The sequence below is a fragment of the Lentzea roselyniae genome (assembly GCF_039537795.1).
GTDB lineage: Bacteria > Actinomycetota > Actinomycetes > Mycobacteriales > Pseudonocardiaceae > Lentzea > Lentzea atacamensis.
In genome coordinates this window covers 272,630-288,543 of the sequence record NZ_BAABBE010000007.1, presented here as the reverse complement: position 1 = coordinate 288,543, position 15,914 = coordinate 272,630, and the positions used below count along the sequence as shown (strand labels likewise).

The 15,914-nt window shown below is 69.7% G+C and carries 13 protein-coding genes; 4 read left to right on the top strand and 9 right to left on the bottom strand.

The window, feature by feature from the left end:
* Positions 1–110: 110 nt before the first annotated feature.
* Positions 111–704 (bottom strand): TetR/AcrR family transcriptional regulator, encoded by a 594-nt coding sequence (locus tag ABFX45_RS15390; RefSeq protein WP_170154900.1) that lies wholly within the window; start codon positions 702–704, stop codon positions 111–113.
* Between the two features lie 78 nt (positions 705–782).
* Here ABFX45_RS15390 and ABFX45_RS15385 point away from each other — a divergent pair, with 78 nt between their 5' ends.
* Entirely contained in the window at positions 783–1,661 is an 879-nt protein-coding gene (locus tag ABFX45_RS15385) for a CPBP family intramembrane glutamic endopeptidase (RefSeq protein ID WP_346130509.1), read from the top strand.
* Between the two features lies 1 nt (position 1,662).
* Here the strand turns inward: ABFX45_RS15385 and ABFX45_RS15380 are convergent, their stop codons facing one another.
* The 4 genes from ABFX45_RS15380 to ABFX45_RS15365 form a co-directional block, all read right to left on the bottom strand.
* Positions 1,663–4,650, bottom strand: coding sequence for an amidohydrolase family protein (locus ABFX45_RS15380; RefSeq protein WP_112225911.1), 2,988 nt, complete (start codon positions 4,648–4,650; stop codon positions 1,663–1,665).
* Between the two features lie 78 nt (positions 4,651–4,728).
* Positions 4,729–5,160: an SRPBCC family protein gene (locus tag ABFX45_RS15375; protein ID WP_112225912.1), complete on the bottom strand. Its 432-nt coding sequence runs from the start codon at positions 5,158–5,160 to the stop codon at positions 4,729–4,731.
* A gap of 47 nt (positions 5,161–5,207) precedes the next feature.
* Positions 5,208–5,765 carry a YdeI/OmpD-associated family protein gene (locus ABFX45_RS15370; protein WP_346130506.1) on the bottom strand — a complete coding sequence of 186 codons (558 nt, stop codon included), beginning with the start codon at positions 5,763–5,765 and terminating at the stop codon, positions 5,208–5,210.
* 55 nt (positions 5,766–5,820) lie between these two features.
* The gene (locus tag ABFX45_RS15365; protein WP_112225913.1) at positions 5,821–6,210 is read right to left on the bottom strand and encodes a hypothetical protein; all 390 of its coding nucleotides are present in this window, start codon (positions 6,208–6,210) and stop codon (positions 5,821–5,823) included.
* A 209-nt stretch (positions 6,211–6,419) separates the two neighbouring features.
* On the opposite strand from ABFX45_RS15365, the gene ABFX45_RS15360 reads away from it, so the two are divergent.
* Together ABFX45_RS15360 and ABFX45_RS15355 are read left to right on the top strand one after the other, a co-directional pair.
* Positions 6,420–9,248, top strand: a complete 2,829-nt coding sequence (locus ABFX45_RS15360; protein WP_346130503.1) for a S8 family serine peptidase — start codon at positions 6,420–6,422, stop codon at positions 9,246–9,248.
* A gap of 30 nt (positions 9,249–9,278) precedes the next feature.
* The gene (locus ABFX45_RS15355; protein ID WP_346130501.1) at positions 9,279–10,433 is read left to right on the top strand and encodes a metallophosphoesterase; all 1,155 of its coding nucleotides are present in this window, start codon (positions 9,279–9,281) and stop codon (positions 10,431–10,433) included.
* Here ABFX45_RS15355 and ABFX45_RS15350 read toward each other — a convergent pair.
* Both ABFX45_RS15350 and ABFX45_RS15345 read right to left on the bottom strand, forming a co-directional pair.
* Positions 10,420–10,965 carry a histidine phosphatase family protein gene (locus tag ABFX45_RS15350; protein WP_211337277.1) on the bottom strand — a complete coding sequence of 182 codons (546 nt, stop codon included), beginning with the start codon at positions 10,963–10,965 and terminating at the stop codon, positions 10,420–10,422. The genes ABFX45_RS15355 and ABFX45_RS15350 overlap by 14 nt on opposite strands.
* Positions 10,962–11,885, bottom strand: a complete 924-nt coding sequence (locus tag ABFX45_RS15345) for a hypothetical protein (protein ID WP_109636199.1) — start codon at positions 11,883–11,885, stop codon at positions 10,962–10,964. Before ABFX45_RS15345 ends, ABFX45_RS15350 begins: the two co-directional genes overlap by 4 nt.
* A gap of 335 nt (positions 11,886–12,220) precedes the next feature.
* Here ABFX45_RS15345 and ABFX45_RS15340 point away from each other — a divergent pair, with 335 nt between their 5' ends.
* Complete coding sequence (locus ABFX45_RS15340; protein WP_346130498.1) at positions 12,221–13,330, top strand: hypothetical protein; 1,110 nt, start codon at positions 12,221–12,223, stop codon at positions 13,328–13,330.
* Here the strand turns inward: ABFX45_RS15340 and ABFX45_RS15335 are convergent.
* Both ABFX45_RS15335 and ABFX45_RS15330 read right to left on the bottom strand, forming a co-directional pair.
* Complete coding sequence (locus ABFX45_RS15335; RefSeq protein WP_146231509.1) at positions 13,308–14,486, bottom strand: MFS transporter; 1,179 nt, start codon at positions 14,484–14,486, stop codon at positions 13,308–13,310. The genes ABFX45_RS15340 and ABFX45_RS15335 overlap by 23 nt on opposite strands.
* A gap of 64 nt (positions 14,487–14,550) precedes the next feature.
* Positions 14,551–15,903, bottom strand: coding sequence for a gamma-glutamyltransferase (locus ABFX45_RS15330; protein WP_346130496.1), 1,353 nt, complete (start codon positions 15,901–15,903; stop codon positions 14,551–14,553).
* Positions 15,904–15,914 lie beyond the last annotated feature (11 nt).

The following is a 15,914-nucleotide window of genomic DNA, read 5'->3' as shown; positions in this document are numbered from 1 at the left end:
AGATTCACCACGGTGAAAATGACACGTTTTTCGTCGTGGCCAAGAATTTCCGCTCTGCGCCCAGCGCTCCGACCCGGAACCGCCGAGTCACGCGCTGCTTCCGGCACGGCTCAGGACGGGCGCAGCCGGTCGAGGTGGTGTGCCAGCAACCGCCGCACGAGCGTCTGCGGCATGTGTTCCGGCACGGTCACCGCGTGCAGGGCGATGCCGTCGAACAACGCCTGCAGCAGGCTGGTTTCGAGATCGAGGTCGGCGTCCGGGGCGATCTGCCCGGCGCCGGCCATTCCTTCGAGCAGCTCGCGGCACAGGCTGGTCACCTGGACGTGGGCTGCCGAGTTGAGCTCGCGGGCTTGAGCGTCGATCCGCACGAGAGAGAGGAACGCCACCCAGATCTCGGTGGCGACCCGTGAGTCCGCGTCCATCGGAAGCAGGCGTTCCAGCTGGGTCAGCGCCCGCTCGCGGGGGTCGGTAGGCGTGTCGGGAACGGCCAGGCGCAGCTCGGCGGCCTCCGAGATCGCCTTGAGCGCGAACAGCAACAGCTCCGCCTGGGTGGAGAAGTAGTACTGGACCGAGCTCGGTGACCAACCCGCCTCCCGTGCCACAGCACGGACGGACGCGCCTTGGACGCCTCGCTCGCGGATGACCGCCCACACCGCGCGGACCAGCTCCCACCGGCGTTGCTCATGATCGACGATCTTCGGCACGTCCACCTCCTCACCCGGTAGTTCTACTCCAGAGCTTGGTTTCTGTACAGTTGACCGAAATAAGACCGAGGGGGACTGATGGTCAACACCCAGTCGCAGAGACCGCTGAAGGAGCCGTCCCGGATCGCAGCCATCGCACGGGCCGTGGCGGGTGCTTGCGTCATGGCGGTGGCGCTCGGCACCGCGGGCGCGGTCGCCACCCGCACCGGGCTGAGCGGCACTCCGCGCCAGGCGCTGGCCGCCGTGATCTGTCTCGCGCTCGCCGTGTCGCTGATCGTGTTGCTGCGCAAGCGGATCGACCGCCGGCCGCTGTCCGGTCTCGGGCTCACCGGCGGTGCGGCGAGCCTGCGCGCGTTCGGGCTCGGCCTGCTGGTCACGGGCGGCGCGGCGGCGGTCGTGTTCGGCGCGGGCACGGCGGCAGGCTGGCTGTCCTGGGGGACGCTCGACCTGCCGAAGCTGGTGAGTTTTCTGGTCGTCAACGCGCTGATCGCCTTCGCACTGGAGGCGTTCCCGGAGGAGCTCGTCTTCCGCGGGTACGTCTACACCACGCTCGACGACGCGCTGCGCAGGTGGACGGCGTTCCTCACCACCGTGCTGCTGTTCACCTTCGCCGGCGCGGCCTCGTCCGTCGTGCACGCCGCAGTGGGCACCCTGCTGGGCGAGAACGTGCCGGCGCCCGGCTTCGCCCCGGCCGGCGAGGACCCGGTCGCGTACGCGGTGCTGTACCCCGTCTTCGGCGCGGCTCTGCTGGTCGCCAGGATCACCACCGGTTCACTCTGGGCGTCCATCGCCCTGCATCTGACCTACCTGACCGTCATCCGCGTCACAATCGACGGCGCGTCCCGCGACGCCGGTTGGTCGGCCACCCCGGCCGGGCCGGACGCCCTGTTGCTCGTGCCGGTGTTCCTGCTGGTCGCCATGGCGGCGTTCCTGGCGATCTCACGACTGCGCAGGTAGGTCAGTGGTCGCAGCAGACGTGCTCGGCCCACTCCGGTTCGTGCCACCACGGCTTGTGTTGCGCTGACGGCAACGGTTCCAGAGTGTCCGTTGTGGACATGGACTGGGCCTGTTGGTAGGGCTTCAGCAGATCCGCGATCTCGTGCACCCGGCCGCCGACCATGACCTGCCTGACGTTCGCCGCCGCCTTGATGTCGGCGAGCGGGTTGCCCTCGACGAACGAGATGTCCGCGGGCGCGCCCGGCTTGATCGCACCGAGCGGCAGGCCGAGCCAGCGGGCCGGGTTGCGGGTGGCGGTGACGAGGGCTTCGCGTGGGGTGAAGCCGTACTTCACCATCGCGCGCAGGTTCATGTGGGTGGCGGTGGCCGGGGCGTCGAGCGGTGCGTCCGTGCCGCAGATGACCAGGCCGCCGCCGCGGTGCACGGCGAGCGCGAACTCGACCCAGTTCCGCAGGATGTGGGCAGAGGAGGCCGCGCCGCCGCTGTTGGCGTCGGCGAGGTAGCGCTCGTACTCCCACGGCGGGAAGAGGACGCGGGTGCGTTCGTCGGTGGCCAGCGACTTGTCCTCGGCGAACAGCGCGCGATTGTGGAAGAGCGTTGGTGTCATGGACATGCCGGAGCTGGTGAAGAGCGACACCACGTCCTGGTAGGCCTTGCCCTGCCGCGTCACGGTGTGGGAGTAGCCGAGGCGGTTGGTGGCGCCGACGTGTTCCATGCCGTCCATGCCGAGGTTGGCGGCCGGGTAGAGGTAGTGCGAGGACAGCGGGACCTTCGAGCGCTGGACGGCGGCGCGTTGCAGTTCGACGGGCAGGCGGACGTAGGTCTTGATCATGTCGTAGCCGAGCTCGTGCGCGCGGCGCAGCTCCAGGTCGAGCTGGGCCTTGCTGAGCGTCGGGCGCATGAAGTTGTAGTAGACGCGGGAGCCGTCGATGGCCTCGCCGGTGGCGTAGAAGCGTGGCCCGGTCAGGGTTCCCGCCGCCAGGGCTTCGCGGGTTTCCACCATCTGGTAGACCGGGTCACCGGGTGAACGGACTGTCGTGATGCCGTACGCCAGCCACACGTTGCCCTGCCGCGCGCCCCACTGGCGGCCGCGGAGGTGCCAGTGGTTGTGGGCGTCGATCAGGCCGGGGATGGCGGTCAGCCCCGAGGCGTCGACGTCCGCGCGGCCATGGTGCGGGCGGACTTCCTTGACACAGCCGTTTTCCACGACGATGTCGACGTTCTGGCGGAGGTCCTGCGCTTCACCGTCCCAATAGGCGCCGACGCGGACGACCTTGCGCTCGGGGGCCCCGGGCTTCCTCCAGTCGAGGTTCACGCGGATCGTGGAGGCTTTGCCGTCCAGAGTGGACTTCCGGAGCCTGCCGTTGTTGAGATACACCAGGGCGTCGTTGCCGTGCCACGCGAGCGAGTCGGTGACCTCACGGGTGACTTGGCGCGGTTCGCCGAGGAAGTTCCCCTTGGCGTCGACGGGAACGACCCAGGCGACGCTTTCCACGACGAACGCGATGTGCTTGCCGTCCGGGGACCAGACGGGACCGTCGTCGCCGCGCGTGGCGATGGAGCGGAACGGCATGGGCTCGGTGTACTTGAGCTCGCCGCTCGCCAGGTCGACGCTCAGGATTTGGCTGGTTCCCTCGCGAAACCTGCGGGAGAACGGCTTCACCGCGGCCAGTGCGACGACCGTGCCGTCCGCGGACCACGTCGGCCTGCCCGGCTGGAAGAGCGTGGACGTGATCTGGCGGCGGCCGGCGGCGTCGGCGATCCAGACCTGGCCGTCGTGGTCCACGTAGGCGACCTTGGTGCCGTCCGGGGAGAAGCGCGGGGTGGTCTGGGCACCCGGTGCTGGTGCGAAGAGCTTGTCCTCGCCGGTCTTCAGGTCGCGGACCCAGAGCTGCGCGGCGCCGGTGCGGTCGCTGGCGTAGACGAGCTTCGTGCCGTCCGGGGAGAAGTCCGGGTCGGAGTCGAAGTACCTGCCGTCGGTCAGCTTCGTGGTCCTGCCGTTGCTGAGGAGGTAGAGCGCGTTGAGGGCCCGGAACGCGATCTTCCCGTCGCTGGAGACCACCGGCCCCGCGATGCCCTTGACCGGCCCGCCGCGGAGGTTTCTCGTGCGGTGCCGCTCGACCTTCCGCACCGGCACGGTGGCCTCGAACGGGATGTCTGTGACGGAACCGTTGGCGTACCAGCGAATCTTGCCGTCCGCGGTGTAGAGGACGCGGTCGCCGTCCCACACGGGTGCGAACCCGAAGACGTCCTGCCCGGTGACGACAGCGCTGGTGCCCAGCATCAGCTCGGCCTGACCGGGCCGCATCAGCGTGTAGCTGGGCTGGTCACCGGGACCGAACGCGGCCCCGAACAGCTGCATTCCCGTGGGCGCCGTGACGAGCCGTTCCCGCTTGCCGTCCAACGAAACCACGTCGACCGTGGTGTTGCCGGAGATGAAGATGATCCGCCGGCCGTCCCTGGACCACTGCGGCGCCGCGGCCTCGTCCGGCGCACCCGTCAGTTGCGTGATGGCTCCGGAAGCAACGTCCAGGACGTGGACGCCGTAGCTGCCGGCGCGGTCGCCGACGAACGCGATCTTCTTGCCGTCCGGCGAGAACGCGGGTTCGCGGTGGTCGTACCTGCCCCGCGTGAGCTGCCTCAGCCCCTTGCCGTCGAGACCGATGACGTGGAGGTGGTAGTTGCCGTCTCGATAGGACTGGAACGCGATCTGGTTGCCGGGACCGAACGACGGCAGCGTGGCGTCCTGCAGCTCGTCGGTCAGCTTCCGCGCCGTGCCACCCGCGGCCGGCAGCACCCAGATCGCCGTGACGAGGTCGATCGCCAGCCACTTGCCGTCGGCGGAACGGGAAACCGAGATGTTGGTGCCCTGCGTCAGCTTCACGCCCGGATCGGCCTGCGCCGTGCCGATCGTGAGCGTGGACGCGGCGGTGGCGACCGCGGCGGCCTGGCCGGTGCGGGTCAGCAGTTCACGGCGCGACAGTTCCATGGCGGCACTCCCCCGAGAGTCGATCCCCTAGGAGATCCACCCTGCCACCGGGCAGGCCGCACACATCGGCCATTCGGTCTAGCCCTCGAGGTTTTCCTTCAGACGCCGGAGATCCGCGGCGATGCTGCGCCGCACCTGCCACCGCATCAACGGTTCTGCCACCGCGAAGAACCCACCGGGCGACCCGGTCGCCCCGATCGCGACGTTCGTCCCCTCCGGCACGTCCGCCAGCTCGTACCGCACGATCATCGGGAACGGCTTGTCGACCTTCATCTCCACGAGCCGGTCCGGTTCGTGCGCGGTCACCACGTAGCCGTAGTCGAATGTGCGGCCGAGGAACTTCGCGGTGCGTACGACGGTCGCACCCTCGGCGAGCAGCCCCGGCTGCTCCGGCCTGCTCGCGGTGATCCCGCCCGTCCACGCGAGGTCGTTGGCGGGATCGAACATGTAGGCCGCGACCTCGGCCCGCGGCCTGCGCACGACGACAGTGGGCCGCACATCCACGCTCATGGCCGGAGGTTAGTCCCGTCGGAACGCTTCCGCAGGACGTCGGGGGCTCACCCGTGCCTGGCAGCGGGATGATGAGCCCTCACGTTCACCGCGGCCAGTTCGACGGTCTCGGTGATCCGCCGCTGCCGGGTCTCCGGCCTGCGCGCCTGCGCGACCCATTCCAGGATGAGCCTCCGCGAGGACGGCGGGAACGCGTCGAAGTTCTCGCGCGCCACGGGGTTGCCCGCGAAGGCCGCGTCGAGGTCGCCGGGGGCCTGGATCTCCCACGTGCCCGTGGCCCTGGCGTGGTCGACCAGCGCCTGGCCGCGCGGTGTCATCAGGCCCGCCGCGATCATCCGCGCGGCGCGCTCGCGGTTCACGGCGCTCCAGCCGCTGCCGGACCGGCGAGGGCTGAACCTGAGCGCCGAGCTGGTGTGGTCCTGCTTGCGGTGGTGGCTGTCGATCCAGCCGAAGCACAGCGCGTGCTCGATCGCTTCCGCGTAGCGGATCGTGCGCACGGGGCTGTCCTTGTGGTGGATGAGCAGCCACACCTCCTTCTCACTGCCGGAGTGCTGGGCGAGCCAGGAACGCCAGTCGTCGGCGGTGGCGGCGAGGAACGTGTTCATGAATCCAGGATCACGCCCAAAGTGCTCACCGAATGAGCACTTTTCCGCCTGTCTTTCAGAGGACGAGCGCGCCCTCGATGCGAGCCACCATCGCGTCCTCCGCGTCCACCACGACGCCGTCGGCCTCGGCGACCTCACGGCAGATCGCCAGCACCGAGCGCGGGAACGACACGGCGTCCTCCGGCGAACGGGCGGCGAGGATCTTCATCGAGCGGCGCAGAGCCTCCAGGACGACCGGCTCGATCTCCTCGTCGGTACCGGCGGGCACGGACGGGCGGGCGGCACCCATGACACCGCGCAGGTCGGGCGACAGGTTCTGGAGCGCGCGCAGGCCGGCGAACCGCTCCTCCAGCACGGGGCCGGGGTCGGCGTGGGAGACCAGCAGCATCGCGCCGTACACGGCGGTGCGCAGCGTCCGGCTCTCCTCGTCGGTGTAAAAGATCATGGGCCCTACTCCGCGTCGGCTTGTCGGTGAACGGTTGTGGCCGTTCCGGCACTTGTCCCGGAACGACGGCCGCCGGAAGCGTGACCTGCATGAAAACGTTTCGCAGGTCTGCGCTGGCGACGGCCGTGGTCTTGATATCAGGACTCGCGGTCGCCCCGGCGGTTGCCTCTCCAACGCAAACTGGGACCGTCCTCATCACCGGCGACCGGGTGAACGTCGTCACACGACCCGGCAAGCCACCGAACGTCGTCATCAAGCCCGCACCCGGACGCGAGCGGATCCCGTTCCTCAAGACCGTCGACGACGGGCGGGTGTCGGTCATCCCGTTCGACGCTCAGCAGCTCGTCATCAACGGCGTGCTGGACATGCGGCTGTTCGACGTCACCAAACCGACGAGCAAGGTCATCATCCGCCACACCGACGAACGGCTCACGGCCACAAAACTCACCGAGGACCTGTGGCGCCGGCTCAACCCGCACGCGCCGAGCCAGGCCCAGGCACTGCCGGGCATCGCGAAGATCTCCCCCGACCGGATCCTCAAGCCGCTCGACCGCGACAGCGTGCGGCAGATCAAGGCACAGAAGGCCTGGCAACGCGGCCACACCGCGAAAGGCGTGAAGGTCGCCGTCCTCGACACCGGCGTGGACCAGAACCACCCCGATCTCAAAGGCCGCATCAAGGCCACCAAGGACTTCACCGAGCAGGACGACGTCACCGACGAGCACGGCCACGGCACGCACGTCGCGGGCATCAGCGCGGGCTCGGGGCCGGAGCCGGGCACGGCACCGGACGCGGACCTGTTGATCGGCAAGGTCTGCGGGCCGCACTTCTGCGAGGAGTCCGCGGTCATCGCGGGCCTGCAGTGGGCCGCGGAGCAGGGCGCGCGAGTGGTGAACCTCAGCCTGGGCGGTGACGCGACGGACGGCACCGACGAGCTGAGCCAGCTGCTGAACGCGTTGAGCGCCAAGCACAACATGCTCTTCGTTGCCGCGGCGGGCAACGAAGGGCGGGAACACTCGGTCGCCTCACCGGCGGCCGCGGACGCGGCACTGGCGGTCGCGAGCGTCACCGAGGACAACCAGCTCAGCTACTTCTCCAGCCGCGGCCCGCGCCCCGACGGAACCGTGAAGCCCGAGATCAGCGCGCCCGGACACGCCATCGCGGCGGCACGAGCGCAGGGCACGAGCATGGGCTACCCGATCAGCGACCGGCACACCCTGGCCAGCGGCACGTCGATGGCCACCCCGCACGTCACGGGAGCGGCCGCGATCCTGGCCGGCCAGCACCCCGACTGGTCCCCCGCACGCCTCAAAGCCGCCCTCACGAACACCGCTGACCCGATCGGCGCCACCGTGTTCGAACAGGGCACCGGCGTCGTGAACCTCGACAGGGCGACGAAAACCCGGCTCACCGCCGAACCGGCGACGCTGAAGGACACCGGTACCGTCACCTATCGCAACGACGGCCACCAGCCGGTCAAGCTCACCCTGCACCTGCCCGCCGGCGTGGAAGCCGACCGCACCACCGTCGAGGTTCCGGCCAGTGGCACCGCGACTGCCACGTTCAAAGCCACGAAACCCGGCGTCATCATCGCGCGCGACAACAACAACGTCATCCGCACGGCGATCTCGAACCAGCAGAAAGCCGAGGCCACCGCTCAGATCAAGGTCCAGTCGCGGGACCGCGCCAACGCGCCGAACGGCACCGGCGGCTACGGCTTCCTGGTCGCAATGGCCAACCACACCAACAAGAAGCTCTACGCGGGCGGCATCGGCAACGGCCGTGCGCTCCAGGGTGAGATCCCGCAGGGCCGCTACACCGTCTTCGCCTGGGTCCCGAGCCCGGTCGACGGCCGACCGCCGTGGGAACCGTCGCAAACCCTCGTCAGCAAGGACGTCACGATCGGGCCGGACGGCGCCGAAGTCACCCTGGACGCCAGGCAGGGCCAGCGGGTCGAAGCCACCGTCAACGGCAAGAAGGGCACCGGTTACATCGGCACCAGCCTCGGCACACCGAACGGCTCCGCGTTCGCGAGCCAGGGCCACGAGGTCTACGTGGTGCCGGGCAGCGCGGACAGCATGATCTACACGGCCGTCCAGTTCGTCAGGAACGTCCCCGGCAGCACGACCTGCGGCGGCGAAGCCACCACGTGCGCGATCGCCGTCAGCGAGGAGAACGCGGTCACCGCCACGCTTCCCGGCGTCAGTGACGCGGACCTGGCCAGGTCCACGGCCACGATCGCGGGTCCGGAAGCCATCGGCGAGTGGATCACGTTCGCCGAACACCCGCTGTCCACGCCACCGCCCGGCGACAGCGCGGAGAACGTGCGGTTCCCCGGCAAGCACACGACGTACCACCACTCGACCGGCGACATCGAGTGGTGGGCGGGCCAGCTGCACGACCAGGCCGTCCGGCAGGCACAGACCTGGCGCGGCTACACGAACGGCCGCAGCTACGAGGAGAAGTGGGGTCACGGCGCACTCGGCCCGTCCGTCACGTCGACCCGGCATCACCGCAGCGGCAACGTGATCACCACGAACCTCGCGCTGCTGTCCGACTCGACGCCCGGCCACTACGGCATCGCGGGCGACGCCGGCCTGGCAGGCACCACCGAGCTGCGCCGCGACGGCAAGCTCGTCGACGGCACCCCGCACCCGGACGGCGGCGTCTTCCAGGTGCCACCTGGCAAGGCCAGGTACCGGCTCGAAGCCACCACGGCCGAGGTGCACACCGCCTGGGAGTTCGAGTCGGAGGAGGGCACCGGCCCGCTCCCCCTCACCTCGGTCCGGTTCGACGACCGCAACGGCGGCAACATTCCGTTCCGCCTGGACAAGACGACCACGGCCGGCCGCACCAGGAACCTCACCGTGGACGTGTCCTACGACGACGGGAAGACGTGGCAGCCCGGCTCGTACGTCCTGTTCGGCGACCGCGGAGTTCTGCTCAAAGTGAAACCCGGCCCGGTTTCCCTCAGAACACGTGTGACGGACGTCTACGGCAACTCGGGCGCACAAACCATCATCCGCGCGTTGACATAGATTGGAAATGACAACTCAGGAGGATGAGCGATGGCGACCACCGCGACCCGGCCCCGCATCACGGTACGGCGCGTGGTCTTCACGCTCGTCCTCCTGACGGTCACCACGCTGCTCTTCTGGGTGCCCTTCGAGGGACTGTTCGCGGCGAGCGCCGAATGGCCGGACCCGGTTCGCCCGATCGCCGGCATCGTGTTCGCCGGAGCCGCGATCGCGATGATCGTGCTGTTCACCCAGCGCAACAGCGACCGGGCCGCGCGCATCTCCCAGTTCCTGCTCGGCTTCGTCTGGATCGCGTTCGTCTGGACGCTGATCACCGACGTGCTGCGGCTCGCCCTCGCGATCGGCGGCGTCGAGAACCCGTTCCGCTCCCGCCTGATCGCGGTGCTGCTGGCCGGAATCATCGTCACCGTGACGATCTACGGCGTCTACGAAGCCATGCGCGTGCCGCGGGTCAAGCGCCAGGACGTCACCATCCCGCGCCTCGACCCGGCGTTCGACGGCCTCACCGTCGCGGTCATCACCGACACCCACTACGGCGCCATCAACCGCGCGAAGTGGTCGCGCGGCATGGTCGAGGCGGTCAACGGGCTGGGCGCCGACGTCGCCGTGCACGTCGGTGACATCGCGGACGGCACCGCCGACCAGCGCCTGGAGCAGGCGACCCCGCTCGGCGACGTCGACACCGAGCACCGCTTCTACATCACCGGCAACCACGAGTACTACTCGAACGCGCAGGGCTGGATCGACCTGATGACCCGCCTCGGCTGGAAGGCCCTGCACAACGAGCACGTGGTGCTGGAACGCGGCGACGCCCGGCTGGTGTTCGCGGGCATCGACGACATCACCGCCGACCACTCCGGCGAGCCCGGCCACGCCGCCGACCTCGCCCTCGCCCTGCGCGGCACCAGCGGCAGCGACCCGGTCGTGCTGCTCGCGCACCAGCCGTCCGAGATCCGCAAGGCCGTCGAGGCGGGCGTGGACCTGCAGCTGTCCGGGCACACGCACGGCGGCCAGATCTGGCCTTTCCACTACCTGGTGCGCCTGCAGCAGCCGGTGGTCGCCGGCCTGAGCAGGCACAGCGACCGCACGCAGCTCTACACCAGCCGTGGCGCCGGCTTCTGGGGCCCGCCGATGCGCGTGTTCGCACCGAGTGAGATCACCTTGCTCACGCTCAAAGCGAGCTGAGGTGCCCCCCGGAAAGATGTCCGCTGTCGTTGAACCTGACCAACTGCGGTGACTTGCCCGTCGCGTAGCGGATGACGGTCAGCGCCGCGTTGTCGTGGTTCAGCGACAGCCACCGCTCCGGCGGGGCGTCCAGCGCGTCCCGCACCAGCCAGCCGATCAGGAACGAGTGCGTCACGACCAGCACCGGGCCGTCGCCGGGCCGGGCGAACCGCGTCTCGGCCTCGTGCGCCAGTGCCGGGCCGCGGGTGCGCTCGGACTCGGGGAACCGGGTGAAGAACTCGTCGTGGTCGGGGACGAAGTGCGGCACGTAGTCGTCGGCGGCGGCCTCGACGCGGCAGGGCACCCGCAGGACCTCGGCGATGATCGACGCGGTCTCCGCCGCGCGCGGTAGTGGACCGTGGTGCACCGCCGCGAAACCGAGGCCCCGCAACCGTTCCGCGAGCAGCTCCGACTGCCTGCGGCCGCGTGCGGTCAGCCTCGTCCCGTCCTTCGTCGCCTCGCCGTGCCGGACCAGGTGAAGATCTCGAGTCACGCCGTGCAGTCTGCCTTGATGGCACTCGCGGCGTGATGGGCGTAGGTCGGTCCGGAGTTGTTCCAGTCCTGACCTCGGGTGAGCAGCTGCACGGTGAGGTTTCCGCTGGACTTGAACTTGCCCGCGCTGACCCACTGGCCGCGCTTCTCGACCTGCTTGATCGCGAACGACGCCATCGGGGTGCCGCCGACGCCGTTGCGGTCGTAGACGTAGTACACGGTCGGGTTACCCCCGACCTCCTCCAGGTTGCCGTTCGGGACGTGCACCGAGACTTCGCACGTGCCGGACACGGAGAACGTCCACTGCGCGTAGGCGGAGGGGTCGTCGCGACGCGGGTCGCCGGACATCGGGATCGACACGAACGTCGAGCCGCACTTGCCGTCGCCGTGGTCGACCCAGCCCTTGCGGCCGTCGCGGTACGAGCCGACGCCGGTGTAACCGCCGCAACCGGGCCCCATCGTCAGCGACTTGGCACCGCTGGGCGCGCGGTTGTTGTCGACGGGCGGCGGGGCGGGCTGGGTCGTCGTCGGCGGGATCAGGCCGAGCGCCGAGGACGCGAGCGTCGGGTTCATGCTGTTCGACGGCGCCGACGACGACTCGTCCGGCAACGCTTCCGGCGGCGTGATCAGACCGGGCACGTAGCTGTGCGAGGGCTGCGCCGTGTCCGTGCCGGCGTCGCCGGACCCGCCACCGGACGTCACGGCCACCACTGCGGCGAGGACGAGAAAGGCGGCCACGGCGACGATGACGGCGATGCGTGGCTTGAGCTTGAGCTGACGGCCCGGCGGCTTCTCCTCCGGCGCCGGAAGGTCACCTGCGGCGGCCCAGCGTTCGCGGCCCCTGGCGCGGGCAGCCTCCATCAACGCCGGATCGGGCGCGAGGTGACGCTCGGTGGGTTCCTCGGGGGAGTGGGTCGGCACGGAGCGCAGTGTGCCAGGGACACAGCGCCACTCGAACGCGTGGTTCTTTCACGAACATGTCGTTTGATGTCAATTAACCGCACGCTGTGTAGACCGCTACGCCATTTTGTCCACACTCCGTCACAACCACCGGTCCAGCGCATGTCCGAAAACTGACTCGTGAGTCAAGCTAAGTACCGCCTCACACCTGCGCACACCCGTCCGGAACACGTGCAAAAACCGGATCTTGTCCCGGCTTCTGGGTCACGTTCGGGAAACACCTGCAGCACGCCTTGATCTCACGGCGTTTCCGTGCGCACTTTGCCCGCCGCGACAGGAGGTTTAGGGTGCCCGCCATGTCAGGTGGACAGGTGGTCGTGCTGCTGGCCGTCCTCGTGGCGGGCTGCGGCACGGCAATCCCCGGCAACCCGGTCGCCGCACCGTTACCCGCGGCGTCGTCGCCGCCGACCGTCTCGGTCGTGACCACGACGCCACCTCCGAGCAGCAGCGCCGCGGCTCCGACGCCCGCTCCCCCGCCTCCACCTCCGCCTCCTCCCGCGAAGTTCGGCAACCCGAACGGCTCCGCAGCCGTACCGGCAGCAGCCGCCGCCGAGGACACCTCCGAGCCCACCCGCGTGATCGGCACCGGCACGCCCGCGAGCTGCACGTCGCAGGCCGTGGTCGACGCGGTCGCAGCCGGCGGGGTCATCACGTTCAACTGCGGGCCGAACCCGCACACCGTGCCCCTGGCGGCCACCGCGAAGGTCCGCGCGAAGACCGTCCTCGACGGCGGCGGCCGGATCACCTTGAGCGGCCAGGGACAGCACCGGGTGTTCGACCAGAACGGGCCGCGGCTGGTGGTCCAGAACATCACGCTCGCCGACGGCAACTCGACCGGCGACACGGCCGACGGCGGGGGCGGCGGCGCGATCATGGTGCGCGGTGGTCAGCTCAAGGTCGTGAACTCCCGTTTCGTCAACAACAAGTGCGACGCCAACGGCCCCGACCTCGGCGGTGCCGCGATCCGCGTGACCGACTGGGCCGACAAGGTGCCGGTCTACGTCACCAGCAGCACGTTCGAGGGCGGTGTGTGTTCCAACGGCGGTGCGTTGAGCAGCATCGGCGCGTCGTGGGTGGTGCTCAACAGCCTGATGAAGGGCAACAAGGCCATCGGCCGTGGCGCCAACCCGGCGCGCGCGGGCACGCCGGGCGGCGGCAGCGGTGGCGCGATCTACAACGACGGCAACACGTTCACGCTGCGGATCGCGGGCTCGCTGATCGAGGACAACCACGCCAACGAGGGCGGTGGCGCGGTGTTCTTCGTCAGCAACGACAACTCGGGCTCGATGTCGGTGGAGGGCTCCACGTTGCGCCGCAACCCGAGTGCCGGCTTCGAGACCATCAAGGGGATCTTCTACCTGGGCGTGGGAGAGAAGCCGAAGGTCACGGCCTCGACGATCCAGTGACCCTGCCCGCGACGACCAGCAGGACCAGCCCGAGCGCGACCATCGTCAGGCTGAACCCGTAGATCCAGCGGAAGCCCAGCTGCTGGGACACGCCGGTGAGCGCCCCCGCGATCATGCCGCCGACGATCTGGGTGTTGCTGAACATCGTCGAGGCGTGGCCGGGGCGGCTGGGTTCGAGGCTCTGGAAGTACGTGAGGCCGACACCCATCACGAGCGAGATGACGGTGGCGTGCAGCAGCTGCGCGGCCATCACCTGCCAGACGGCGTCGGTCAGCAGCATCAGGCCGTGGTAGCTCAACCCGATCACGGCACCCAGGATCACGAGCTTGTGCTGGGACATCCGGTTCGCCAGCGACCCGAACCACAGGATCATCGGGATCTCCAGCGCCGCGCACAGCCCCATGGCGAGCCCGGCGTCCCCCGCCGTGCCGCGCAGCTCGGTCGTGACGAACAGCGGCAGGCCGCTCACCGCGAGCCCGACCGAACCCTGCAGGAACACGAACGCCGCGGCGACGACCGACATCCCGCCCCGCGACGGCCCGGCCTCCTCCTCGGTCTTCTCCTCCTCCGGCTGTGCCACGGGGACCGGAAGCGTGAAGGCGAGCACCGCGACGCCGAGCTGCAGCAACGCCGTGGCGGCGAAGAGCCCGATCCACCCGGTCTTGGCGACCATGAGCGCGGCCAGCGGCGGCCCGGCCACCCACGCGACGGAGAGCAGCGTGCGCAGGACGCTGACCATCATCGACGGTCCCCGCGACACCGCGCGGCCATAGGCGAAGATCTGCGGGAGCAACGACGACGTGATCGCCACGAACACCACGGCCGTGCCGAGCAGGAACCAGTAGTCGCGCAACACGGCGAACAAGCTGTACCCGATCGTGCCGGCCACGCCGCCCGCGACGAGCAGGTAGCGGCGCTGCACCCGGCCGTCCGACAGCTTGCCCATGATCGTGCTGGCGACCACGGACGCGAGCGGGCTCGCGATCAGGAACGCGCTCAGCTGCACCGGCGTCACCCTGACCTCGGAGGTCAGGAACAACGAGTGGAACGGCATTGCGAACGCCATCGAGACGCCGGACACGACGCTGATGGCGGAGAGTTGGAGGAAAGTCCGGGAGAGGAGCGGCGAGGAGGATCGCTCGCTGAGTGCCGTCACCACGCCATCGTGCGTGCCGACCGGTGAATCAAGAAACCGGATTTCCCATTATGCGGTCAACATCTCACACGATGACGACGGCGCCGTCCCGGCGGTGATCTCCCCCACCCCTGAGCAGGCCGGATCCGGTCATCTCGACCACCTGGCAGCCGCCGAAGAACATGCTCGGCGCGCGGAAGTACGTGACCGGCAGTTCGGTTTCCGGCCGAATTCCCGGTTCCACGTGGAGGTGGTCTCCGCCGAGGTGCAGCCGGGGCGCGTCGACGGCGTCCTGGGCGGGCATGCCGCGGTCGAGGACGTTCACGAGCACCTGCAGGATCGCGCCGCAGATCCGGCTGGAACCCGCGCTGCCGAGCACGAGCTCGGCCTGCCCGTCGTGGGTGACGACGGTCGGGGACATCATCGACGGCAACCGGTCGCCGGGCGCGTGGCTGAAGAACCCGTCGGGCGACAGGTCCTCCTCCCCCATCATGTTGTTCAGGTGCACGCCCGCGATCGAGATCCCGGAGTTCGCGCCGTTCGTCGTCGTGACCGAGCACGCGGTGCCGTCGGCGTCGAGCACGGAGATCTGCGTGGTGGAGCCGAGCCGGTTCAGGTGTGCCTTCGGGGCCGCCATCGCGCGAATGAGGTCTCGTTGCGACGGGTTGTCCGGCAACGCTTCCAGCATCTGCATCAGCAACGCGCCACCCGCAGCGGGTGGCGGGTTCGTGTGGACGTCACGGCCGCGGTGCCGCGCGTGCAGCGGTTCGCGGGCGATGACCTCGTACGCCGCGAGGTCGGCACGGCTGAGCTCGCCGCCGTTCGCGGTGATCGTGTCGGCGATCGCGGCCGCGATGTCGCCGGTGTAGAACGGGGCGGCGCCGTCCCGGCCGAGCCGTTCGAGTGACTCGGCGAGCTCGGGCTGGACGAGGACCTCGCCTTCCTCGAAAGCGGTCAGGCCCGCGCTGCGGGCGAGGGGCAGCAGCAGTGCGGTGACGTAGGCCTGGTACCGGTTGACGCGGTGGCCTTCGCGGGCGTGTTTCACCGCCGTGGCCACGAGTTCGTCGAGGGGCGCGCGGCCGTAGGTGGCGGCTTTCGCGGCACCGGCGGGCATTCCGTAGGCGGCGACGGACGACGGTCCGACGTGGAACTCCTGCTCGGCGTCACCGAAGTGGACGGTGATGGGGTCGAGCGGCGCCCGTTCGCCCGACGCGGCGCGGCCCGGTGCCTCGGCGGAGAAGTCCAGCAGCACAGGGGTTTCCCCCGCAGGGGCGATGAGCATGTAGCCGGCGGCACCGAGCCCGGTGAGCAGCGGCTCCGTGACGCACGACGTCAGCATCGCCGCGACGGCCGCGTCGACCGCGTTTCCCCCGGCGCGCAGCATCGCCGCGCCCGCCTGTGCGGTGAGCGGGTGGCCCGCCGCGATCGCGCCTCGCACCGTCTACCTCC

Bases quoted from the DNA above. Each gene is read 5' to 3' on its own strand.
- ABFX45_RS15340 (WP_346130498.1), top strand. From the start codon at position 12,221: ATGTCAGGTGGACAGGTGGTCGTGCTGCTGGCCGTCCTCGTGGCGGGC.
- ABFX45_RS15365 (WP_112225913.1), bottom strand. From the start codon at position 6,210: ATGATCTTTTACACCGACGAGGAGAGCCGGACGCTGCGCACCGCCGTG.
- ABFX45_RS15380 (WP_112225911.1), bottom strand. From the start codon at position 4,650: ATGGAACTGTCGCGCCGTGAACTGCTGACCCGCACCGGCCAGGCCGCC.
- ABFX45_RS15355 (WP_346130501.1), top strand. From the start codon at position 9,279: ATGGCGACCACCGCGACCCGGCCCCGCATCACGGTACGGCGCGTGGTC.
- ABFX45_RS15385 (WP_346130509.1), top strand. From the start codon at position 783: ATGGTCAACACCCAGTCGCAGAGACCGCTGAAGGAGCCGTCCCGGATC.
- ABFX45_RS15375 (WP_112225912.1), bottom strand. From the start codon at position 5,160: ATGAGCGTGGATGTGCGGCCCACTGTCGTCGTGCGCAGGCCGCGGGCC.
- ABFX45_RS15370 (WP_346130506.1), bottom strand. From the start codon at position 5,765: ATGAACACGTTCCTCGCCGCCACCGCCGACGACTGGCGTTCCTGGCTC.